The following is a 23335-nucleotide window of genomic DNA, read 5'->3' on the forward strand; positions in this document are numbered from 1 at the left end:
GTCCGTTAGGACGTCTGGCTTTTTGGTGTAAGGCCATTGGTTGGGTTGGTGGCATAAAAAAGAACCCCCTGCCGAAGCAGGAGGCCTTGTTGTTGAAGTGTTCTGGCGATCAGCCGAGCAGAGCCTTGGCTTTGGCCACCACGTTCTCCACTGTGAAACCGAATTCCTTGAGGCAGGTGCCGCCGGGGGCGGAAGCGCCGAAGCGGTTCATGGTCACGCTGTCGCCATCGAGGCCGATGAAACGGTGCCAGCCGAAGGATTCAGCGGCTTCCACCACCATGCGCTTGCGCGCGGCGTTGGGGAGCACCTCTTCCTTGTAGGCGTCGGTCTGCTCGTCGAACAGCTCGACGCAGGGCATCGACACTACGCGCACCTTCTTGCCTTCGGCGGTGAGCTGCTTGGCGGCCTGGACGCAGAGATCAAGCTCGGTGCCGGTGCCGATCAGGATCAGATCAGGGGTGCCGGCGCAATCTTCAAGCACGTAACCGCCGAGGGCCACCTTGTCGATCGAGGAGTTGGCCTGGTTGGCCATGCCTTGGCGGCTGAGGCAGAGGGAGCTGGGGCGCTTGCGGTTCTGGATGGCCACCTTGTAGGCACCGCTGGTCTCATTGCCGTCGCCAGGGCGGAACACCAGCATGTTCGGCATCGCCCGCAGGGAGGGGATGGTTTCGATTGGCTGGTGGGTTGGGCCGTCTTCGCCAACACCGATGGAGTCGTGGGTCAACACATAAATCACACCCAGCTCACTCAGGGCTGAAAGGCGCATGGAACCGCGCATGTAGTCGGCGAAGACCAGGAAGGTGCCGCCGTAGGGGATCAAGCCGCTGTTGTGGTAAGCGATGCCGTTGAGGATGGCGGCCATGGCGTGCTCGCGCACACCGAAGTGCAGGTAGCGCTTCTCGGGGCTGCTGGCTTGATAAGAGCCGGTTTCACCCTTGATGTCCGTGTAGTTGGAGTGGGTGAGGTCAGCGGAGCCGCCGATCAGTTCGGGCAGGTTGGGGCCCAGAGCACCAAGGCAGATCTGGGAGTGCTTGCGGGTGGCCAGGCCACCGTCTTCGGGGGTGTAGGTGGGCAGTTCCTTGTCCCAACCCTCGGGCAGCTCACCGCGCAGCATCCGCTCGAACTCGGCGGCTTCGGTGGGGTACTTGGTGCGGTAAGTGGCCAGGGTCTGGTTCCACTCGGCCTCGAGGCTGGCGCCGCGGTCGATGGCCTGGCGGAACTGGTCGTAGGCGTCCTGGGGAATTTCGAAGGGGGCGTAGTCCCAACCCAGTTGCTGACGGGTCAGAGCGGCTTCCTCTTCACCCAGGGCAGCACCGTGGACACCGGCGGTATCGGCCTTGTTGGGGGAGCCGTAGCCGATGGTGGTGGTCACCTTGATGATCGATGGCTTGTCGGTCACGGCCTTGGCCGCTTCGATCGCATTGGCGATGGCATCCACATCGGTGTTGCCTTCGGCCACGTGCTGAACGTGCCAGCCGTAGGCCTCGTAGCGCTTCAGCACGTCCTCGGTGAAGGACACGTCGGTGCGGCCGTCGATGGTGATGCTGTTGTCGTCGTACAGGGCGATCAGCTTGCCCAGCTTCAGGTGACCGGCCAGGGAGGCAGCTTCGGAGGACACACCCTCCTGATTGCAGCCGTCGCCCATGATCACGTAGGTGTAGTGATCCACCACGGTGGCGTCGGCCTTGTTGAACTTGGCCGCCAGGTGGGATTCAGCGATGGCCAGGCCCACAGCGTTGGAGATGCCGGCACCCAGGGGGCCCGTAGTTACTTCAACGCCGGGAGTTTCGAAGGTTTCGGGGTGGCCCGGAGTCTTGGAGCCCCACTGGCGGAACTGCTTGATGTCCTCAATGGACACTGAGTCGTAACCGGTGAGGTGCAGCAGTGCGTAGAGCAGCATGCAGCCGTGACCGGCGGACAGAACGAAGCGGTCGCGGTTGAACCACTTGGGGTTCTTCGGGTTGTGATTGAGGAACTTGTCCCAGAGCGCATAACCCATGGGTGCGCAGCCCATCGGCAGGCCGGGGTGACCGCTGTTGGACTTGTTGATGGCGTCGACAGCCAGCATCCGAATGCTGTTGATGCAGAGCGTGTCGAGTGACGCGGGCGCAGCGACCATGGTGTTAAGAGGAAAAGTTGAAGCGATTTTGACGCACGGCGTGAGCCTGGAGGCTCAGCTGGCGCGTTTGAAAGCCAGGCAGACGTTGTGGCCGCCGAAGCCAAAGGAGTTGGACAAGACGGTTCCTAGTGTCTGATCCCGTGCCTCATTGGGCACGACATCCAGATCACAGTCGGGATCCGGGGTGGTGTGGTTGATCGTGGGAGGCACGACTCCGTGTTGCAGAGCCAGCACGCAGGCCACGGCTTCGATGCCGCCGGAGCCACCCAGCAGGTGACCGGTCATCGATTTGGTGGAGCTCACGGGAATCTGCAGAGCCCTTTCGCCCAAGGCAGCTTTGATTGCCGAGGTTTCGTTCTTGTCGTTCGCCGGGGTGCTCGTGCCGTGGGCGTTGACGTAGTCGATTTCGTACGGATCAATGCCGCCATCGGCCAGGGCCAGGCGCATGGCCTCAGCACCACCGACGCCGCCGGGCGTGGGTGAGGTGATGTGGTGCGCGTCGCAGGTCATGCCGTAACCCACAACTTCGCCAAGGATCGTGGCGCCACGGGCCTGGGCATGCTCGAGCTTTTCGAGCACCAGGACCCCGGCACCCTCCCCGATCACGAAGCCGTCGCGCTCTTTATCGAAGGGACGGCTAGCCGTAGCTGGATCGTCGTTGCGGAAGGATAGGGCTTTTGCGCTGGCGAAGCCGGCTACTCCCAGGGGAGTGATCGCTGATTCGGCGCCACCGCACACCATGGCGTCGGCCTTGCCCAGCTGCAGCAGCCGGAAGGCATCGCCAACGGCATTGGAGCCGGCAGCACAGGCGGTGGCCACCGCGGAACTGGGACCCTTGGTGCCCAGAGCAATGGCGGCAAGGCCTGTGGCCATGTTGGGGATCATCATCGGCACCGTGAACGGGCTCACCCGTCCAGGGCCTTTGCCCTCCAACACATGGGCCTGCGTCTCCATCGTCAGCAGACCGCCGACGCCGGAGCCGATGATCGTGCCAATCCGATCCGCATTTGCTTCGTTGATCTCAAGGCCGGCATGGGCCACAGCCTGTTTGGCTGCCACCACGCCGAACTTGCAGAATCGATCCCAGCGCTTGGCTTCCTTCGGTTCGATGAAGCCGGACGGATCGAAATCCTTCACCTCCGCCGCGAAGCGGCAGGCGTGTGCGGATGCATCGAACAGGGTGATGGCGTCCACTCCGTTGCTGCCGGAGGTGAGGCCGTTCCAGTAGTCCTGAACCGTGTTGCCGATCGGTGTGACCGCGCCGAGGCCGGTGATTACGACGCGATGGAGACCATCCACCATTGCGTTGCTCAGGCCTGCTTGTCTTCGATGTATTTGACGGCGTCACCAACGGTGGTGATGCCCTCAGCTGCTTCGTCGGGGATCTCGATGTCAAAGGCCTCTTCCAGGGCCATCACGAGTTCCACGGTGTCCAAAGAATCAGCTCCCAGATCATTCTGGAAGTTGGATTCGGGCTTCACTTCGCCGGAGTCAACACTCAGTTGCTCCGCAACGATTGAGCGCACCTTTTCGAGAATCGCTTCCTGGGACATAGCCGTGGCAACGGGACGCTGCATCTTACGGGCACGCCTTCAGTGCTACCTCAGCAACAACTGTGCCGTTAACAACGGTGACGGCATGGCCATGGACCGGCGAAGGACGGGTACGTTTGCCGCAAGCCTTCGTATGCATCGGGCACATGTCCCACGCCGTCAAGATCTACGACACCTGCATCGGCTGCACTCAGTGTGTGCGTGCCTGCCCTCTCGACGTGCTTGAGATGGTTCCCTGGGACGGCTGCAAGGCCGGCCAGATTGCTTCTTCTCCTCGCACAGAAGATTGCGTTGGTTGCAAGCGCTGCGAAACCGCCTGCCCCACCGACTTCCTCAGCATCCGCGTATATCTCGGAGACGAGACAACGCGCTCCATGGGTCTGGCCTACTGATCCGGCTCGTTTCACCTCATAAGCTCAGCCCGGCTTCAGCCGGGCTTTTCTTTTATGTGCGGAATCGTTGCCCTGGTGGGTTCCCGAGAAGCTGCGCCTCAGCTCCTGGAAGGCTTGCGGCAGTTGGAGTACCGCGGTTACGACTCCGCTGGGATCGCCACGGTGGCTGCTCAGGGCCAGCTGACCTGCCTGCGGGCCAAGGGCAAGCTGCTCAACCTCACCGCTTGTTTTGAAGCAGAAGGAGCGCCCGGTCAATGCGGCATTGGTCACACCCGCTGGGCCACCCATGGCAAGCCGGAAGAGCGCAATGCCCACCCGCACCGCAGCAGCGATGGAGCGGTGGCAGTGGTGCAGAACGGAATTATTGAGAACCATCGGGCCCTGAGGGAGCAGCTGGAGGCTTCAGGGGTGGTGTTCCAGTCGGAGACCGACACAGAGGTGATTCCCCACCTGTTGGCCGCAGAACTCCAGCAGCTGCAAGCCGCGGGTGGAACTCCTGGCGGTGGATTGCTGTTGCAGGCCCTGCAGCAGGTGCTGCCAAAGTTGCAAGGGGCCTATGCCTTGGCGGTGATATGGGATCAGGCCCCGGGCGCCCTGGTGGTGGCCCGCAAGGCGGCACCGTTGTTGATCGGTTTGGGGGAAGGGGAATTCCTCTGTGCCAGCGATACGCCGGCCCTAGCGGGCTTCACCCGCACGATCCTTCCCATGGAAGACGGCGAGGTGGCCTCGCTTTCACCCCTTGGCGTTGAGCTCTATGACGCGGCAGGGGCCCGTCAGCAACGCATGCCTACCCAGCTCAGCGGTGTTGACCACGTTGCCGACAAGCGTGAGTTCCGTCACTTCATGCTCAAGGAAATCCATGAGCAACCGGAGACCGCAGCGCTGTGGGTAGCGCGCCATTTGCCTCAGGGACTGCCGCCGGAGCAGCCGGTGGCGCTACCGATGGACGATGCCTTTTACGCCGGCATTGAGCGGATTCAGATCCTGGCTTGTGGCACCAGTCGCCATGCCGCAATGGTTGGGGCCTACCTGCTTGAACAGTTCGCCGGCCTTCCCGCCTCGGTGCACTACGCCAGCGAATTCCGCTACGCCCCGCCACCGTTGGCCCCCCACACCCTCACCATTGGGGTGACCCAGTCAGGCGAAACAGCCGACACCCTTGCCGCCTTGGCCATGGAGGCGGCGCGGCGGCGCGCCCACGGGGATCCGGCCTTCGCTCCCCGCCAGCTGGGGGTTACCAACCGTCCGGAGAGCTCCCTGTCCCGCCAGGTGCCCCACATCCTCGACATCGGGGCCGGCATTGAAGTGGGCGTGGCGGCCACCAAGACCTTCCTCGGTCAGCTGCTGGCCTTTTATGGCTTGGCCATGGCTTTTGCTGCCCGCCGTGGCTCACGCCCTACGGCTGAGATCAATGCCTTGGCGGAAGAACTGCGGGGCCTGCCCCAGCAACTGCGCCAGCTGGTGGATATGCACGACCAGAGCTCCGAGGCCCTGGCCCATCGTTTTGCCGACACCCAGGATGTGATTTTCCTGGGCCGGGGCATCAACTACCCGATCGCCCTGGAGGGGGCGTTGAAACTCAAGGAGATCAGCTACATCCACGCCGAGGGTTACCCAGCTGGTGAGATGAAGCATGGCCCGATCGCCCTACTGGATTCCCGGGTGCCGGTGGTGTCAATCGCCGTGCCCGGTGTGGTGTTCGAGAAGGTGATCAGCAACGCACAGGAGGCCAAAGCCCGCGATGCCCAGCTGATCGGTGTGGCGCCCCAGGGGCCCGACACTGATCTGTTTGATGAACTGCTGCCGGTGCCTTCGGTGAGCGAGTGGATCAGCCCACTGCTCACCGTGGTGCCGATGCAGTTGTTGAGTTATCACATCGCCGCACATCGCGGCCTGGATGTCGATCAACCCCGCAACCTGGCCAAGAGCGTCACGGTGGAGTGAGCCTCAGCTGGCACTAATGCTCATATCACTACGGCCATAGCGGTCCTGGAAGCGCACGATGTCGTCTTCGCCAAGGTAGGTTCCGCTTTGAATCTCGATTAATTCCACGGGAATCCGGCCTGGGTTGGACAGGCGGTGTTTGCAGCCCATCGGGATGTAGGTGCTCTGGTTTTCTCCCACCAGCTGCTCTTCGCCGTCTCGTTCCACCAGGGCCGTGCCCTTCACCACCACCCAGTGCTCAGCACGATGGTGATGCATCTGCAAGGAAAGGCTGGCTCCAGGTTTCACTGAGATCCGTTTCACCTGCCAGCGGCTGTCTTCCACGACACCGGTGTAATGGCCCCAGGGGCGATAGATCTTGCGGTGGGCTTTGCCCTCCGGACTGCCCTCGGCCTCCAGCTGCTTCACAACGGTCTTGATCTCCTGGGCCTTGGAGCGGTCCGCAATCAACACGGCGTCGTCGGTTTCCACCACCACAAGGTTCTCGACGCCGAGGCCCACCACCAGACGGTGTTCGCTGCGTAAATAACAGTCGTGGCTGTCTTCGGCTATTACGTGGCCCTGCAGCACATTTCCTTGGGAATCCTTTTGTTCTGAGGTGTCCCAGAGGGCACTCCAGCTGCCCACATCACTCCAGCCCGCATCCAGGGGCAGCACACTGCCCAGTTCTGTTTTTTCCATCACGGCCACATCAATGGCGACGTTGGGGCACTTGGCAAAGGCCTCCCGTTCCAGCCGATGAAATTCCAGGTCTGCAGTGTCCTGTTCCAGAGCGGCCCGGCAGCAGCTCACCACCTCCGGGGCCAGCCGTTCCAGTTCCGCCAGCATGGCGCTGGCGCGGAACAGGAACATGCCGCTGTTCCAGGTGAAGCGACCTGTGGCTAGGAACTGCTCTGCTGTGGCCTGGTCGGGCTTCTCCACGAAGCGCTTGATTGGCACGTGGGCGGGTTCTCCGAGGGAGAACGGTTCGCTGGCCTCGATGTAGCCATAGCCGGTTTCCGGGGCCGTCGGCACGATGCCGAAGGTCACCAGGCGGCCTACTTCGGCCGGCTTGCGGCCGGCGTTGATGGCCTGGCGGAACTGAGCTCCATCACGGATCAGATGATCCGCCGCCAGCACCAGCAGCAGGGGGTCCTCGCCGTTGGCCGTGGCCTGCAGTGCGGCCACCGTCACCGCCGGGGCGGTGTTGCGGCCCATCGGTTCCAGCAGGATCGCGTTGGGCTCCACGCCGATCTGGCGCATCTGCTCGGCCACGATGAAGCGGTGGTCTTCATTGCAGATCAGCAAGGGAGCCGCTAAGGCCTCGAGCCCTGTCAGCCGTTGCTGGGTCTGCTGCAGCAGCGTCGCTTCGCCGTCACCGCTTAAGGGCCAGTACTGCTTGGGGTAACTCGCCCGCGACAGCGGCCACAGGCGTGTGCCGGTTCCTCCGCAAAGGATCACAGGAATCAGCGGTGTCGCGGCCATCGTGTCCTGAAAGCGGTGACCCAGATTCGCTCGCTCCAGGGGCTTCTGTCGATGCCCTGGGGGTGATCAGTTCGTCTTAGAGCTCCAGCAGGCCCGGTGGCGGGGTAAGCAGCAGCCAGCCCGCCTTGAGCTTCACCTCCGGCACGATCGCCTCAACGAATGGAATCAGCAACTTGCGGCCGTCGCTGGTCGTGATTTCCAGCAGGTCGTTGCCGCCACTGATCAGATCACTCACCGTGCCGATGGCGGGACCATCGGCCGTGAGTCGTGCCTTCAGTCCCACTAGATCAAGCAGGTGAAATTCGCCCTCCGCCAGTTCGGGTCGATCGTCCGCGGGCACCAGCAGCTCCATGCCCACCAGGGTTTCTGCGGCACTCCGGTTGTCGACTCCTTCAAAGCGCACCACAAAGAGTGATTTTCCGGGAAGTTGTCGGCCTTTCTTGAGTTGGATCTCACTGGGTTCCCCGCCTTGGCGGCTGCGCAGCCACCGGGGTCCCGGCACTGTGAAGCGCTCGGGGAAATCGCTGGCGGGGTTTACGCGAAGTTCCCCCAGCAGCCCTTGGACCGCTACGATCTTGCCGACGCTGAGCCAGTCGTTGCTCTCCGCCATGCCATCCGCCGCGCACTCTGCCGATAATGGCGCCAGATCCGTTCGCGAACGAGCCATGGCGTCTGCAACCGCTCCGATCCTCCCCGGCTTCACCGTCACCGTGGCGGATGTCACCTCGATCTACAACGGTTACACCGGCTTTGTTCAGCGCATTAGCGGCGACCGTGCGGCCGTTCTGTTCGAAGGTGGCAACTGGGACAAGTTGGTGACCCTGCGCTTGAAGGACCTTCAGCCGGCCTAGGGCAATGGGTGCTGAGCGGAGCCTGCGACAACGGCTGCGGGCCACGGTGCTGGAAGCCAACACCCCAGCCGGCAAGACCTACAACGCCGTCATCTTTGGGGCGATTCTGCTGAGTGTTCTGGCATTGCTACTGGAGCCCGACCCCCTAAGCAATTCCGCACTGCGTCAGACAGATGTGCTCTGGATCGATCTTGTGCAGAACGTCTGCCTGGGGGTTTTTGCAGCGGATTTCGTTCTGCATTTGGCTCTGGTGGAGAAGCCTGGCCGTTATCTGTTCAGCTTCACCGGCTTGATTGACGCCTCAGCGGTGCTGTTCTTCTTCGTGCCGCAGGTGCGCAGCGAGCTGCTGCTCTGGATGTTCAAGTTCGGCCGCATTCTGCGGGTGTTCAAGCTGCTCAAGTTCATTGATGAGGCCCGCGTGCTGGGACAGGCGCTGCGGGGCAGTGCACGCACCATTGGCGTCTTCTTGTTCTTTGTCGTTCTGCTGCAGGTGGTGCTCGGCTACAGCATTTTTGTGATCGAGAGCGCCCGGCCTGATTCCCAGTTCCAGACGGTGGCGAGCGGCGTCTACTGGGCGATCGTCACCATGACCACCGTTGGTTATGGCGATGTTGTTCCTCAGACGGAACTGGGGCGACTGTTGGCCTCGGTGGTGATGCTCCTGGGTTTCGGCATCATTGCCATCCCCACCGGAATCCTGACCGTGTCTGGGGTGCGCCATCACCAGCAGCGGTCGTCTGAGCTGGTCTGCAGCAGCTGCGGGCGCCAGGGTCATCGCAGGGATGCCCTTCACTGCGATTTCTGCGGCGCGTCGCTGCCTTCCAGGGTCTGAAGGGCTGCTGTTGTCGCGTTCTGCTCGGCCTCCTTGCGGGATCGGCCTTAGGCTTCCGCCAGATCCCTGCCTTGGATGCTCACCTGGCAGCGGAAGCGTTTGGGGTCGCCGTGCTGGCGGCTGCATTCCTCGGTGGCGTAGCCCTGATCCACTAGGGCGAGTAGCTCAGGGTTGATGGGGACCTCAGCATCGAGGCGCTCAATCAGGTTGGAAGCTTCTCTGCCCTAGCTTGATCCATCGTCGTCACCATCATCAAACATTAAGAGTTTGATTCGGGGCTTTTGGGGTGTAGAGAAGACTTTGCTGGAGCTGGGCCTCTGTTGGCTATTGGAGTTACTCCGATGGTCCGCCAAGTAGGGGTCTAGTGGATTCTCGTAATCTCCTACAGATAAACCGGTCGTTTCTGAGTGGTGCAGTTCAAAGAGCTCAGCAAGCAGTTGATTGAGCTAGCTGAAGCAGCCGGAGAGAGCCTGCCTGAGTTTGAGGGAAGAGAGTTCAGTGCGCTGGCTGAATTTGAGCAGCCGCTGGTGGAAGCATCGATTCGCCTGCGGAGTGTCGGGAGCAATGAATTGTCGCTGCAACTGCTGGATGCAGCGGTTGTGTTTGGAGTGCGTAGTGGTTTGGTTGATGACAACCGGGCGTGGGCATTGGCGGGTCTGGGCCGGCGGACAGAAGCTATGGGCCTTTGGAATGAGCTGCTCGATCACCCAGATGAAGGTCGACGGACGCAAGCTCAAGCCAATTTGCGGCTACTAGCTGGGGAGCTCAGCAAGCAGTTGATTGAGCTAGCTGAAGCAGCCGGAGAGAGCCTGCCTGAGTTTGAGGGAAGAGAGTTCAGTGCGCTGGCTGAATTTGAGCAGCCGCTGGTGGAAGCATCGATTCGCCTGCGGAGTGTCGGGAGCAATGAATTGTCGCTGCAACTGCTGGATGCAGCGGTTGTGTTTGGAGTGCGTAGTGGTTTGGTTGATGACAACCGGGCGTGGGCATTGGCGGGTCTGGGCCGGCGGACAGAAGCTATGGGCCTTTGGAATGAGCTGCTCGATCACCCAGATGAAGGTCGACGGACGCAAGCTCAAGCCAATTTGCGGCTACTAGCTGGGGAGCTCAGCAAGCAGTTGATTGAGCTAGCTGAAGCAGCCGGAGAGAGCCTGCCTGAGTTTGAGGGAAGAGAGTTCAGTGCGCTGGCTGAATTTGAGCAGCCGCTGGTGGAAGCATCGATTCGCCTGCGGAGTGTCGGGAGCAATGAATTGTCGCTGCAACTGCTGGATGCAGCGGTTGTGTTTGGAGTGCGTAGTGGTTTGGTTGATGACAACCGGGCGTGGGCATTGGCGGGTCTGGGCCGGCTGCCGGAGGCAGTGGGGTTGTGGAGAGAACTGCAAGCCTCACCCGAACAAGATTGTGCGGCGATGGCCAGAGAAAGGCTTCAGAGTTACGCCAGTGAAGCTGATCGCATTGTTGTGACAAACAATGCACAGGTGCTTGTTGATGAGGGCCACATTGACCAGGCCAAGACCGTGCTGTTACAAGCCATGATGGATGCACCTGAATGGGATGCTAGTTGGACAACAATGTTGATACATATATTAAAAACTCATTATGGCTACAAGGACAATGCAGATTTACTGGAACGAGAACTTAAGGAGAATCATCTAAGCCTGGAGGTGTTTGATTTGTATCTGGATCTTGTGGAGCAACGACTGAAGGATGTTGTTGTGGCTAGTAGCTCGTCTTGAACCTCACACACTCTGCGGTGATTTTGATCTTTAGGATTCAACATTGCGAGTGCACCGCTTGTAGGTAAGGTATGGAAATTGTTCGGGTTTGATGTCAGTTGGTACATACCGCGCTTAGTTGATAATGGTTTATCACCGTTACCCACTCCATGTCATTATATTCGTTGTTTTAACAGTTGCTCTTATTGCAATACACTCAGTTCTTCATAATGACTTCATTCAATTATCTTGCGGCCTGTTCATACTTCAGGGGATGTGAGTATTGTGGAAATGAATGATAGTAATCGTGAGAATATTTTTACGGAGAATTTTAGATATTTGGCTTTATCTGATTGTATATGCTTCGCAATCCTTCGTGGCTAACAATTGCGGGCAAAGTTTATTGCGCAATAAGTATCTTATAGCATAAAATAATTGTAAACATATAATTCGGGAAAGTTAGTAGTACTGAATGTTTTGGCACTTACGCATTGACTCTATATCAAATCACGTAAAAATTTTCCAATTAACTCTGGTTTAACAACTTTGATATTAGTTGTTTTGCCCGTAGTTGCTGAGCTTGATGCCTTTGAAGTAGCTCGTCTTTGCCGCGTAATTGATAGAAGTTTCGCTCCAATTCTTCCTGGACTTCGTGCAGTTGAAGTAAGGATAGTTCGTTTTGCTGTGTAAGATCCTCAACCATCTGTTGTTCTTCTTCTTTTTCCTTCGTTTGCGCATCATACTTTCCCTCCAAAACCTTCAACCGCTCTGCTTCAGCAGCCCTCTGCTTTTTCTCTGACTCCAGCTCTGCGGCCTTTGCTAAGACTTGCTGCCTTAGATCCTCAACCACCTGTTGTGCTTCTTCTTTCTCCTTCGCTCGCTCACCATACTTTTCCTCCAGAACCTTCAACCGCTCTGCTTCAGCAGCCCTCTCATTTTTCTCTGACTCCAGTTCTGTAGCCTTTGCTGAGACTTGCTGCCTTAGATCCTCAACCATCTGTTGTGCTTCTTCATTCTCCTTCGCTCGCTCACCATACTTTTCCTCCAGAACCTTCAACCGCTCTGCTTCAGCAGCCCTCTCATTTTTCTCTGACTCCAGTTCTGTAGCCTTTGCCGAGACTTGCTGCCTTAGATCCTCAACCATCTGTTGTGCTTCTTCATTCTCCTTCGCTCGCTCACCATACTTTTCCTCCAGAACCTTCAACCGCTCTGCTTCAGCAGCCCTCTCATTTTTCTCTGACTCCAGTTCTGTAGCCTTTGCTGAGACTTGCTGCGTTAGATCCTCAACCATCTGCTGCAGTTGGCTTTTCTCCTTAGCTAGGAGGCTTTGCTCATGCTTCACTGTGGCAATTTCATCCTCCAAGGCTTTCAATCCATCCTTGAGAGCAGCTTCAACATCGAATTCCACTATCTATCTAAGGCAAGTGTGTGCAAGCATATATCACTAAGGGCTGCAACGTAAGGCTCTTAGGCTCTATAGTTTAAATTCTTGCCATGGGGCAGTCATGAACTTCTCGCAGGTAAATCCAGAGGCAATAAATGAAGTTTTTAGATCAATAGTAATTAAAAGGAAAACAAATAATTATGTTCGCACGTATCGATCGATCGCAAGATGGACTTCTTCTGTAATTAAGAAATCATCTGCATCAGGCAAAAAAAGCGTAGGTTCGGGGCTAGACAATCAGGATGTTGATAATACTTATGCCAAGGCTTTTGCCATTATAAAAGAATTAATTCAGTTGCGTTACGAAAATCTCGAATTGCTTGAAAGGCATTTAATAGAAACAGCTCATGAAATAAATGCTTCTTTAAAAGATTCGAACGTTGATTTTCTGATTTTGTGTGCGGTAATTCTTGGGGCAAAAGAGCACATAAGAATTCTTCCGACATTGACGGAAATTGCTTGTTCTGGCGAGGACGAGAAAAGTTTTCATAAAGAAATACAACTACTTATTGCGATTGCAATTGAGGTCGAGAAATGGAATAATAAAGCAAAAGTTAATAATAATCAAGAGGCAAAAGAAAAGACGAATGATTCGACAAATGATATACAACTTTACTTCAAAGCAAAACAAATTGATCCACTTTATCCACGCCTTGTTGCAGATCAAAGATATTTGAGAGATCAACTCCGTGTTTTAATAAATCAACGACTTTTTCAGACTGGGCTTTGCCCGGCTCTAGAAAGCGAAATGTCTACGACCAATATTCATTTGCCAGGTAGTAATAATCTGTTCACAGATTACAAGTACAACAACAGACAAACAGTAAATCAAAGCCTTATTTTATGGAATTCTTATATCAAGGAAATGGATATTAGGAGAATTTTTATCTCATATCCCAAATCTGGACGCACTTGGCTCAGAATGATACTTTCAGAAATTGTTGAGACAAACAAGCTAGTCGCGACGAAAACCAATGAATTGAAATTTACCCATTTATTGGCAAATCCCTGGTTTTCTACAACTAATCCTGATAAATTTGTGCTGCCAAGCTATAAAAAAGACCTGTCAGTATTTCTACACAGAGATCCTAGGGATGTTGTTGTTTCTCAGTATCACCAAACTCACAAAAGAGACATTCCGCATAAAGAAAGTCTTAGTGATCACAATCCCAAAAACTTGCTATCAGCGATCTTGTTAGAACTGTAAAGCCGCCACCACCTAAACTTGAGGATTTTATTTTTTGCCCCCATTGGGGATTCAATCGCATTGCTAAATTCAATATATGTGTCCTTAAAAGTTGTGACATCGGTCACATTTGGAACTATGAGAGGATGTCACTTTATCCCAAAACTACTATGTCGGATCTTTGCAACTTCTTGGTGCTCGGCGCGACTAAATCAATAATATACGAATCGATTGATAATAATAAATTCAGCGATCTTCTAAAGGCGGAATTGGCGCCTGATGCAAAAAAGGGAAGAGCTAGCGGTAAGCTCTATGAAAATCATAACCTCTCTGACATCAATGCAAGAAAATTCAGGAAAGGGAAGGTAGGGGGATGGGCAGAAGAGGTAGACCCGAGGGATCACGAAAAATTGACTAATATGACAAAAAAATACTATTTAAATCTTCTGGAAATTTGTCCCAACTCTATGCGTAAGCAGCTATTTCTTCCCGAAGATATTTCAAAGATCATAGGCTGAACCCACTTTTTGTAGCGGTCATTTATTGCCATTTAAATGGAGGATTTAACTTTTTAAGAGCCATGACTTCTTAGTATTTTTGATGCAAAATATCTGTTTTATCATCCATTTCCAGGAGTAAGTCCTTGCTGAAGACTTGGTTGCGACTAGATGCAAACAGCCCTGTCCTCACTAGAGCACTGTGCTGATCGCATGGCCAAGATTGTGATCATAGTTGTGGGCAATAGCCGCATCGTGCCCCACAGGATCGCGGCCATATTCTCCTGAATAGGGTTGATGGCCCTGTTCCTCAATCGCGCCGATGCTCTCCATGGCGACTTGGGTGTTATGGCCGAAGAGAGCGTCTGCTGCTGTTTCACAACAGTATCGAAACCATCGAACTATTGGAGGTGCTACCCCACCTGACCAGACGCTTAATGGGGCGAATTACCTTCGTTGGTCGGGCTGATTCCTTCTTTGCTTGCGGCAGCAACCCTGAATCTGCCTTGTAATGTCAGTACAGCCGTAGCCATGGCCATCGGTGGCGCCTTCGCTGCGGTCTGGATGGAATGAAGGGGCATTTCGCCGGCGGACTTCACCTGAATCACCTCACCAAATCCCTTGGCAAACAGCTCACCCTTATAGCCATCCGACCCGATAGTGCCCGCTAGCCAGCTGCACCCTCCACAGCACGACATACCCTTACCGGACGTGATATGCGGGCTGACCCGGAATGGCATCGGCAATGGTTGATTCGAAAATCTCCACAGCCCCGGAGGGCCTGCACGGCATCCTCACGGATGGCGACCTGCGTCACGCCCTGAGGATGATGGGGCTGAGACATGGGAGAGGCTCACCGCAGCAGATCTCATGACAGCGGCCCCAATCACCATCGGAGCAGATGACTTTGTGGTGAAGGCCCTCGAACAGATGGAGAACAATCGCCCCAAACTCATCTTGGTTTTGCCTTATCAGTGCGCATCAGTTGATCTGCAGGTCTGGCATGGCCTTCACCAGATCATCGATGGCTTTCACCTGCGTGAGAAAAGGTTCCAGCTGATCAAGGGGTAAGGCGCTGGGGCCGTCGCAACGGGCTCGCGCCGGGTCTGGGTGTGCTTCCAGGAACAAACCAGCCAGGCCAACCGCCATGCCAGAGCGGGCTAGGTCCACCACCTGGCTGCGACGTCCGCCGGAGGCAGCACCACCTGGATCCCTGCACTGCAGGGCGTGGGTGACATCGAAGATCAGCGGAAGGTCATCGCAGGTGCGTTTCATCACGCCGAACCCCAGCATGTCCACCACGAGATTGTCGTAACCGAAGTTGGTGCCCCGCTCACACAGCAGCAGGTTCTCGTTCCCGCATTCGCGGAATTTGTCCACGATGTTGCGCATCTGTTCCGGACTCAGGAACTGTGGCTTCTTGACGTTGATCATCGCACCGGTTTCCGCCATGGCACGGACCAGATCGGTCTGCCTGGCCAGAAAAGCCGGCAGCTGGATGATGTCGGCGACCTTGGCTGCGGCAGCGGCCTCTTCAGGGCTGTGCACATCCGTAATCACCGGAATGCCATGGGTGTCCTTCACCGCCTGGAGGATCTGCAGCCCTTCGTTGAGGCCGGGGCCACGGAAGGAATGAATGGAGGAGCGGTTGGCCTTGTCGTACGACGCCTTGAACACCAATGGGATGTTCAGCCTTCCGCAGACGTTTTTGTAGTGGCCGGCGCAACGCAGGGCGAAGTCGAGATCCTCGAGAACGTTCACACCACCCAGCAGGGCGAAGGGGCGGTCGTTCGCGAAGGTGATATCTCCCAGTTGGATCTGATGCGCCACGGTTTCAATCACGTCCAGTGACCGGCGAGCCTACCCGCCTTCAATCCATTTGGATTCTCTTGATAGAGCACGTCGTAGTTGGAAAGATCAATGCCTATCTAATGAAAACTGCTATCCAGAGCGACATTCCGCAGACCGGATGGCGCCGATTGAACCCGTGACCACCGCTTAATCTCCTTAGCAGCCATTGACGGCCTGTGTCGAGCATCAGCCAGCCGATTCCCATTTTCATCGGCTACGACCCGAGAGAACGGGCAGCGACCAACGTTCTGATCGACAGCTTGTATCAAAACAGCAGCGTTCCTCTGGCGATCACGCCGCTGGTGACACCTCAGCTGGAGGCTCAAGGACTGTTCCGGCGCGAGCGGGACCCTAAGCAGAGCACGGCGTTTTCCTTCACCCGTTTTCTGGTGCCTTACTTGATGGGGTACGAGGGCTGGGCCCTGTTCATGGATTGCGACATGCTTTGCCGGGCTGACATCAAGGCACTCTGGGATCAGCGCGATGACGCCTATGGAGCCATGTGCGTGCAGCACGAGCATGTGCCTGGGGAGACCGTGAAATTTCTCGGCGAGGTGCAGAGCCCCTACCCCAAGAAGAACTGGAGTTCACTGATGCTGCTCAATTGCAGCCGCTGCACCAAGCTCACGCCCGATTACGTGAACACAGCCACGGGGTTGGAGCTTCACCGCTTCCACTGGCTGGAGGGTGATCATGAGATCGGCGCCATCCAGGGGGGCTGGAATCATCTGGTGGATGTGCAGGCTCCACCGGAGTCCGAGCAGGCTGCTCCAATGCTGCACTGGACCCTGGGTGGCCCCTGGTTCCGCGAACAGCGCACCATGGGTGGCCCTCTGGCTGCTGAATGGTTCAGCGCCCGCGACGATGCAATGAAACTCTGGGATTGATGGCGATTCGTAAGTGTGTGGTGGCCGTTCCGGCCCGGCTTCAGTCATCTCGACTCCCCAACAAGGTGCTGGCCGACATCGGCGGTAAGCCGATGATTCAGCGCGTGCTGGAACGCTGCAGTGAGGCTCAGGGTGTTGAAGCGGTGGTGCTGTGCACCGACAGCACCGAACTTCAGACCCTGGCTGAGGGTTGGGGGTTCCCAGTGTTGATGACGTCGGAATCCTGCAACTCCGGCAGTGAGCGCATCGCATCGGTGGCTCACCCTCTGATGGCCCTGGGCTGGGGCGATGCGGATCCTGTGGCTGAAGAGACCGCAGTGATCAACGTTCAGGGCGATCAACCGTTCATCGAACCTGCTGTGATCGATGCCATGGCCGAGGAATTTCGGAGTCAGGATCCTGTGCCGGCGGTCGTGACCCCCGTCTACGGGCTGAAGCCCGAATCGGTCCACAATCCCAATGTGGTGAAGACCCTGCTGGCCCATGACGGCCGTGCGCTCTATTTCTCACGGTCCGCCATCCCCCACGTGCGGGATATAGCTGAGGCGGATTGGCATCAGCACACCACCTACTGGGGGCATGTGGGCATGTACGGCTTCCGGGGAGATGTATTGGCTGCATGGGATCAGCTGCCGGCCTCACCATTGCCACCTTCCGGGTCGAGGGCACCTCGTTGTCGGTGGACACCGCCGAACAGCTGGAGCAGGCCCGGGCGATGATTTGAAGACCTTAGTCGAGACAAACATAAGGGTAGCCGTGAGATATGCCTCTTACACACCAACGATTCTCTTGAGTGGTGGCTGCAGTAGGTCTTGAAACCCATGTAGCTTCATGCTCCGCGATTGACGATCAATCCAGAAGCATCCATTCAACAAATATCAACAGCTAGATGGTTAACGGGCAACTAACCCTTTGCTTCAGCATTTGAGCAGGTCCAATTTTTTGATATTGACTAATGCGCTCAATAAAAGGACTATTAAAATTTAAAAGTCAAGTTCTAAGAAATGCATCTCTCTAGAGGGGGCAAGATGCGATGTGTTTATCCCGAAAGGTAATTCTATTCATGTATAATATTTGCTGGCAAAATCAAATGCTAAGTCTTTAATTAATTGCATCCGAGGCAAGATTATAGCCGTAGTATTCATTTATAATATGCAAGAAATTTCCAGACTCAATCTCGCTCAAGGTAAATTGGCAATACGAGAGGTTATTAATCCAAAGTGAGCGATCCGGATATATAGGATTTTCGATCATAGATAAATCTGTCAAGCCAATTGGTGCAGCAGCACTAGTTTTAGAGACAAACACAGGTGTTCCTAGACATACTGCTTCGATTGCTACGTTTGACGAATGAGTTACGAGAGCATGTGCTTCTTGTAATTGTTCTGCAAGTGGGATAGGCTTTTCATCCAGTTTAGGTTTTTTGCGTACAACTATTTTTCTGTCAGTGTACAACTTAATTTCATTAATAGTTTTATCCAACCAACCATGAACTGAATGTGCTTCAGAAAAATAATCAGTTGGCGGACAAACTATGATTTTTTCCCCTCGCGTGTTCCAAGGATCTAACGAAACATTTAATTGTTTAGATCTACTGCTTGGACATAGTCTAAGCATATTGCATTCAAAAGAATTAATACTGATTCTGTAAGAATTGCCATGACCTCTATTAAAATAAGCATGATCAATATAAACAAAGTGTTGATCACGGTTTATTGCATCATCTATAATTTTCTTTGAATTTCTGAGTACACCCCAGCAGACAGGAACACCCTCAGTAAAACCTTTATAATCCTCAGCATAGGAATGTCTACAACCAGCTCCAGAAATAACTGCAGACATAACCATATTTCCACCACCACCACGATTCAAATATGCATAAAGCATTTCACTAGAAATATCTTTTTCACTTACGCTGTAGCGAACATTCTTGCAATTAAATGGAAGCTCTGACCAATTAGAATTGGATTTATTTTTATATACTATCGCGACTTGTTCGCTACGTCGAACCATGTACGGGGGAACTATTGATGGCAAATATAGTTTATTTGAATCTGAAATAGCAAGAGTTTCAAACCTTATTGATCCAGGAGCTTGAAATCTAACAAAGGTCAAGTTGTCATTTCCATGACTGACTTCCGTTTGAATATCTTTCAGGGCTTTGTCGCAAGCACTAGAAATTTTAATGTAGTCAATATCTACTCTCTTTGAAATTCTTAGTAGTAAACTAAGAATACTTATATGTAATATTCCGCTTCCATCTTTGTAAGTGGGTAAATCATATAAAAACCCTTGACAAAAACTATGAACGAAGTCTTCGGATAATGCTACATAAGAGGAGCATAAGTCACAACTTATGCCTTCATCTATCTGCAACTGGTTAATTTTATACTTTAAATCATTATCGCTCTTTTTGTGTGAATGCTCATAACTACGTACTCTTAAAGCACACCCCGAATAATGTTGTTCGAGAATATCACAGATTATCTTTAGGAAGGGATCGTGAGTAGTTAATGCAAGAATATTTATTTCGCCAGTGCGCTTGAATACACTCTTATAAATCAGATCTATTAAAAATGTGCTAATTAACTTATTAATAATTTTTTGCTGTTCAGATGTCATTATTGCAGACACCAATCTCATTTGTGATTCTAAATATTCTTTTTTGAAAATTGCTTTTTTGGTAGAAATAAGATTCAGCGTATTTTTGCTATTCATATTCCAACAACTCTGTAAATGTTTTCGGAGAAATTATCCCAACTATACTCACTGACGGTGGAACTAACATCAATATCGTCCATAATGTATGCCTTTTCAATTAATTCAGAAACTGTGTTTGCCGTTGATGATGTCTCAAACAAAAACCCATTACTACCATGACTAATAATATCTTTTGCAAACCCCGTCTCGCTGACAACTGGAAAGCAGTTACAAGCCATCGCTTCCATAAGGGGTATAGGACCACCTTCTAATTTTGATGTGCTCAAGAATATCTTAAATTTTTTGTAATAATCAGGATAGTCTTCATATTTAGCAGTCACATATTGAACATTGCCAAGACCGACTAATGCTTCATATCTGGCATATGATTCCCAGTTTTTACCAAGTAAAATAAACTTTTTATCTCTCATTTTAGATACTAAGTTAAAAAGTAATTCGGGATTTTTCCGTTCATAGAATGATGAGCATACTCCTATGGTGTTTGATAGCTTTCGGTCGTGAGCAGTAAATCTCGCTGAATCAAAACCACCGAGTACAACACATCCTCTAATAGGATTAAGACCTCTGGAAATCCATAAGTCATAGTTTTTAGAACAGGCGAAAACTATCTTGTTTACTTTTGAGAAAATATCTAGAAATTGATCAATGCTTTTTTTATCTTCATCTCTTGGATGTGTGTACCAACAATTGATGTTACTACCTTGTGATAAGTCAACTAATCTCAATTTTACAAACTTCTTAAGTAATGCCTGATGCATAAAAAAGTAATTTTTAGCCTTAGGAAGGTGTTTAGGAACTTTATCACAATAAAAAATTGACCATGAGTTTTGAGATCTCGAACCTATCTCCTTAGCTATACCATCTAAAATCCAATTCTTGGCCTCAATTCCACATACAAATAAAAGATCAGTGTTACTTGATGAGATGTCTAATGGTTGATATCTGCCGGGAATATTCTCAGGGACTCTGCTAAGATTATTGTGTTTAGTTGATTCTGATCTGGTATAATATTTGATCAGAAATTCTTTTAGCGATGATTGCTTGATTATAGAAACAGTCGATGAGTTAGTTGCAATACTACTAAATCGGTTAATGGCGTTAGTCCAATCAAAAAGTTTTTTTGAAATATTAGCATTTAGTTCATCACTTATGACAAGGCTGACGTTGTTTTTAAGAAAATTACGCGCTTTCTCGATATCATCAAGTTTTAAAAGGTGGGGAATTATCTGATTTGAGGAGTAGTGATTTATATGGTTTTCCGTTAGAGGCGTAAAATGTATGTAATTCACTCTATACGAAGGGATAAAGCTATTGAGCAATGAAATAATGATTTTAATATTGCCTACTGAAAGATTATCGCATATTATTGATACTACATCTTTTTCATTTGGTATAGTTGGATAATGTTCTTGAGAAGCCAAAGACGATAACCAAATATTTTGAAGGACTAAATTATAAACCTTAGTAATTTCAATTATTGTATATCTATTCAAAATAGTCTTATTTTCATTCAAGGCTTTAGTACGTTCTTTCTTTGAATTCTTAGAAAATAAATATTTCTGAATTGCGCTCTTCAAGCTCCTATCGACTGACAACTCAAACTCACTATTATTTGGATGTTTAATTACAGCTACAGGACAATTATTTATTAATGAAAATAAAACCCTGTTGTTTGATTTTCCCATACAGCGCTCGTCATCACCTGTTGTTATTAAAGACATTGATGCTAAAGATAGTTGTTTGAATATTTCAGGAAGTGTCCATTCAACTAAGTTATATCTAATGCCAAAGGATTTTAAAGTTCTAAGATCAGCATTTGAATTTGTGCAAATAACTAAATCAAAGTTCTGCTTATTTTGCAGTGTTTTAATGGCTGGAAGATGTGGAATTAAGCTAGATATGCCCATATTTGATGTTGGAGAATATGCGTTTCCAAACCACAAAACACGCTTTATTTGAGTTTTCCCTTCAGTATGCCCAAGCGAAGATTTAATGTTTTCAGCAATACTAATAGCAGTTTTATCCTTCAATGTTTCTGACTTATACTCGCACAGGCTTAATGAATCTTGCATACTCTCAGCTATATCCGGTATTATGTAAACTTTGTTTCGCCAAATAGACAACTTTGAATTCTCTGCATGTTTAATTAAGTGATCACGCATCTTTGCGGTTGGGACAAATATTGCATCAGTGAGATCAATCAAAGAGTTTAAAATCCAACTATTGATTCCGAAGTCATTATTCTTGTAGTGAATATCACATACGGTGTCGGTAATATCAATAATAACTTTGCAATTAAGGGCTTTACCTTTAACCAATAAATCAATAATATTAAGACCTGGCATTTTTATTATGAATAAAAATGATTCTGGTTCAATTTGATTTTTTGCTTTTTTTATGTCCGTAAGGAAATAATTTTCGTAACCGAAATTCTTCTCCAATCCTCTCGCAATATGGAGACACCTTAGCCTGACGCTAGCCTGATTGAGGTTGAGGGAAGGAACAACCCAGAAAATTTTTCTTGGTGCCGAATAACTCATCAAAAGATTATAAAAAATAGTTGATAAAGATACTTACATGATTTTCGCCTCAAAAGGATATTGGCATGCTCATAAATCTCTTTTTATAATATTGTACATTATAGCACACGCAATATGCAAAGTTTTAGTGACGACTTGTTCATCGGCCCATAAAGTCTGTTTGTTCTAATCTTTCATTGCTTTTAATATTGTTTGAATAAAAAAGGATTCTGAGTGATTGTCACTCCTATGCCTACATTTGGTAGATTAGCATGCGGTGAGATGTAATTATTCATTAAAGACTCCAATCAACAAGATTTCTCAATCCCACCTCAAGAGGTATTTTCGGCTCCCAGCTGTTTAAACTTTGAAATGCTTTTGTTATATCAGCTTGGGCAAATCTAATATCACCATCTCTGAATTTACCGGTAATTTTGTATTCTGGGTGGAATCCTTTTTCCTCAGCTAGCCGACACAATATATTCACGATATCAATGATTGAGGTGGAAATACCTGAGCCTATGTTAATAATTTCGCCAGATGATGCATTTATGGCAGCAACCAATGATCTAACTACGTCATCGATATAAATAAAGTCACGAAAAATTTCACCATCTTCATATATTTCCAGGGTTTTTCCATCCTTAATCTGAGAACAAAATATAGATAGTACACCGGTGTAGGGGTTGTTTAACGACTGCCCAGGGCCGTAAACATTCTGAAAGCGTAGAATATTCCAATCCATATTGGAACACAGGTTTTTAAGTAGAAGCTCTTGCATGAGTTTTGTGCTTGCATAAACAGAATCTGGTTTAGGAAAGAAATTTTCCGGTGTTGCTTTAGCTTGCAATAAAGTTCCACACTCGCCATAAACTTTAAAGTCACCTCTTTTCATACATTCTGACGACCTAGACTTTGCTTTCTTGGGTTCACCAAGAGAATTGATATAAAGTCCCTCACCATAGATAGCCCGGCTGCCTGAAAGAATAATCTTTCCAGAAGTATGACCACTAGCTCTTAGAGCCTCAAAAAGATTTGTAGTACCACGTACATTTACATCAACGTATCTAGATGGTTCGTCAAATGACTGTCCTGTTCCTGTCTCTGCTGCCAAATGATAAACAATATCAAATTTATGCTGTTGAAAAATTTCTATCAAGGCATCTAAATCTCGAATATCACATTCGTGAATTGGAAAGTCGAAATTCTTCTGAGGCTTTTCTCCGTGGACTTGCGGCTGGAAGTTGTCAAGTCCGACAACTTCGTGATTTTGCGCAATCAACGCTTTTGCAAGGCGCAATCCAATGAAGCCTGCTGCCCCTGTGATTATAATTTGCATATCAATGTGCTTGATTGATTTTTG

General features: G+C 51.4%; 20 protein-coding genes and 1 pseudogene. 10 read left to right on the forward strand and 11 right to left on the reverse strand.

Translation table 11 applies throughout. The annotated features are described in order from the left end of the window. Positions 1–109: 109 nt before the first annotated feature. The 3 genes from tkt to acpP are packed head-to-tail and all read right to left on the reverse strand — an operon-like array spanning position 110 to position 3672. Entirely contained in the window at positions 110–2119 is a 2010-nt protein-coding gene (gene tkt / locus SYNCC9605_RS00640; protein WP_011363159.1) for a transketolase, read from the reverse strand. A gap of 54 nt (positions 2120–2173) precedes the next feature. Then, entirely contained in the window at positions 2174–3421 is a 1248-nt protein-coding gene (fabF, locus tag SYNCC9605_RS00645; protein WP_011363160.1) for a beta-ketoacyl-ACP synthase II, read from the reverse strand. 8 nt (positions 3422–3429) lie between these two features. After that, positions 3430–3672 carry an acyl carrier protein gene (acpP, locus tag SYNCC9605_RS00650; protein ID WP_011363161.1) on the reverse strand — a complete coding sequence of 81 codons (243 nt, stop codon included), beginning with the start codon at positions 3670–3672 and terminating at the stop codon, positions 3430–3432. Positions 3673–3818: 146 nt separating this feature from the next. On the opposite strand from acpP, the gene psaC reads away from it, so the two are divergent. Both psaC and glmS read left to right on the forward strand, forming a co-directional pair. Continuing rightward, a complete protein-coding gene (gene psaC, locus SYNCC9605_RS00655) occupies positions 3819–4064 on the forward strand; it encodes a photosystem I iron-sulfur center protein PsaC (protein WP_006850103.1) in 246 nt (81 codons plus the stop codon). A gap of 54 nt (positions 4065–4118) precedes the next feature. Then, positions 4119–6008, forward strand: coding sequence for a glutamine--fructose-6-phosphate transaminase (isomerizing) (glmS, locus tag SYNCC9605_RS00660; protein WP_011363163.1), 1890 nt, complete (start codon positions 4119–4121; stop codon positions 6006–6008). A gap of 3 nt (positions 6009–6011) precedes the next feature. Here glmS and SYNCC9605_RS00665 read toward each other — a convergent pair whose 3' ends face one another. Both SYNCC9605_RS00665 and rimM read right to left on the reverse strand, forming a co-directional pair. Next, a complete protein-coding gene (locus SYNCC9605_RS00665; protein WP_011363164.1) occupies positions 6012–7472 on the reverse strand; it encodes a mannose-1-phosphate guanylyltransferase/mannose-6-phosphate isomerase in 1461 nt (486 codons plus the stop codon). A gap of 76 nt (positions 7473–7548) precedes the next feature. Further along, positions 7549–8082, reverse strand: a complete 534-nt coding sequence (rimM, locus tag SYNCC9605_RS00670; protein ID WP_011363165.1) for a ribosome maturation factor RimM — start codon at positions 8080–8082, stop codon at positions 7549–7551. Positions 8083–8137: 55 nt separating this feature from the next. On the opposite strand from rimM, the gene SYNCC9605_RS00675 reads away from it, so the two are divergent. The 3 genes from SYNCC9605_RS00675 (at position 8138) to SYNCC9605_RS00685 (ending at position 10888) form a co-directional block, all read left to right on the forward strand. Continuing rightward, positions 8138–8323, forward strand: a complete 186-nt coding sequence (locus SYNCC9605_RS00675) for an NAD(P)H dehydrogenase subunit NdhS (RefSeq protein ID WP_041435363.1) — start codon at positions 8138–8140, stop codon at positions 8321–8323. Positions 8324–8327: 4 nt separating this feature from the next. Beyond that, positions 8328–9155, forward strand: coding sequence for an ion transporter (locus SYNCC9605_RS00680; RefSeq protein ID WP_011363167.1), 828 nt, complete (start codon positions 8328–8330; stop codon positions 9153–9155). Positions 9156–9565: 410 nt separating this feature from the next. Further along, positions 9566–10888, forward strand: a complete 1323-nt coding sequence (locus SYNCC9605_RS00685) for a hypothetical protein (protein ID WP_041434319.1) — start codon at positions 9566–9568, stop codon at positions 10886–10888. A gap of 505 nt (positions 10889–11393) precedes the next feature. Here the strand turns inward: SYNCC9605_RS00685 and SYNCC9605_RS00690 are convergent. Then, positions 11394–12275: a hypothetical protein gene (locus tag SYNCC9605_RS00690; protein WP_011363170.1), complete on the reverse strand. Its 882-nt coding sequence runs from the start codon at positions 12273–12275 to the stop codon at positions 11394–11396. A gap of 97 nt (positions 12276–12372) precedes the next feature. Between SYNCC9605_RS00690 and SYNCC9605_RS14375 the strand changes: the two genes are divergently transcribed. Next, entirely contained in the window at positions 12373–13518 is a 1146-nt protein-coding gene (locus SYNCC9605_RS14375) for a hypothetical protein (RefSeq protein ID WP_011363171.1), read from the forward strand. A gap of 107 nt (positions 13519–13625) precedes the next feature. Further along, entirely contained in the window at positions 13626–14015 is a 390-nt protein-coding gene (locus tag SYNCC9605_RS00700) for a sulfotransferase domain-containing protein (RefSeq protein ID WP_374699858.1), read from the forward strand. A 171-nt stretch (positions 14016–14186) separates the two neighbouring features. Here SYNCC9605_RS00700 and SYNCC9605_RS14380 read toward each other — a convergent pair whose 3' ends face one another. Next, positions 14187–14327 (reverse strand): hypothetical protein, encoded by a 141-nt coding sequence (locus SYNCC9605_RS14380; RefSeq protein WP_156782937.1) that lies wholly within the window; start codon positions 14325–14327, stop codon positions 14187–14189. 412 nt (positions 14328–14739) lie between these two features. Here SYNCC9605_RS14380 and SYNCC9605_RS15320 point away from each other — a divergent pair, with 412 nt between their 5' ends. Further along, a complete protein-coding gene (locus SYNCC9605_RS15320; RefSeq protein WP_257929763.1) occupies positions 14740–14868 on the forward strand; it encodes a hypothetical protein in 129 nt (42 codons plus the stop codon). 107 nt (positions 14869–14975) lie between these two features. Here SYNCC9605_RS15320 and kdsA read toward each other — a convergent pair whose 3' ends face one another. Beyond that, entirely contained in the window at positions 14976–15824 is an 849-nt protein-coding gene (gene kdsA, locus SYNCC9605_RS00710) for a 3-deoxy-8-phosphooctulonate synthase (RefSeq protein WP_011363174.1), read from the reverse strand. A 206-nt stretch (positions 15825–16030) separates the two neighbouring features. Here kdsA and SYNCC9605_RS00715 point away from each other — a divergent pair, with 206 nt between their 5' ends. Next, on the forward strand, positions 16031–16732 hold the full coding sequence (locus SYNCC9605_RS00715) for a hypothetical protein (protein ID WP_374699859.1): 702 nt from the start codon (positions 16031–16033) through the stop codon (positions 16730–16732). After that, positions 16732–17456: pseudogene (gene kdsB, locus SYNCC9605_RS00720) on the forward strand (3-deoxy-manno-octulosonate cytidylyltransferase). Before SYNCC9605_RS00715 ends, kdsB begins: the two are co-directional and overlap by 1 nt. A gap of 377 nt (positions 17457–17833) precedes the next feature. Here the strand turns inward: kdsB and SYNCC9605_RS14385 are convergent. The 3 genes from SYNCC9605_RS14385 to SYNCC9605_RS00725 all read right to left on the reverse strand — a co-directional run bounded on the left by SYNCC9605_RS14385 (position 17834) and on the right by SYNCC9605_RS00725 (position 23311). After that, positions 17834–19450: a hypothetical protein gene (locus SYNCC9605_RS14385; RefSeq protein WP_011363177.1), complete on the reverse strand. Its 1617-nt coding sequence runs from the start codon at positions 19448–19450 to the stop codon at positions 17834–17836. After that, positions 19447–21894: a glycosyltransferase family 4 protein gene (locus tag SYNCC9605_RS14220; RefSeq protein WP_257929767.1), complete on the reverse strand. Its 2448-nt coding sequence runs from the start codon at positions 21892–21894 to the stop codon at positions 19447–19449. Before SYNCC9605_RS14220 ends, SYNCC9605_RS14385 begins: the two co-directional genes overlap by 4 nt. A 373-nt stretch (positions 21895–22267) precedes the next feature. Then, positions 22268–23311, reverse strand: a complete 1044-nt coding sequence (locus SYNCC9605_RS00725; RefSeq protein ID WP_041434325.1) for an NAD-dependent epimerase/dehydratase family protein — start codon at positions 23309–23311, stop codon at positions 22268–22270. Between the last annotated feature and the right edge of the window lie 24 nt (positions 23312–23335).

The sequence above is a fragment of the Synechococcus sp. CC9605 genome, assembly GCF_000012625.1.
In the GTDB taxonomy this organism is placed as follows: domain Bacteria; phylum Cyanobacteriota; class Cyanobacteriia; order PCC-6307; family Cyanobiaceae; genus Parasynechococcus.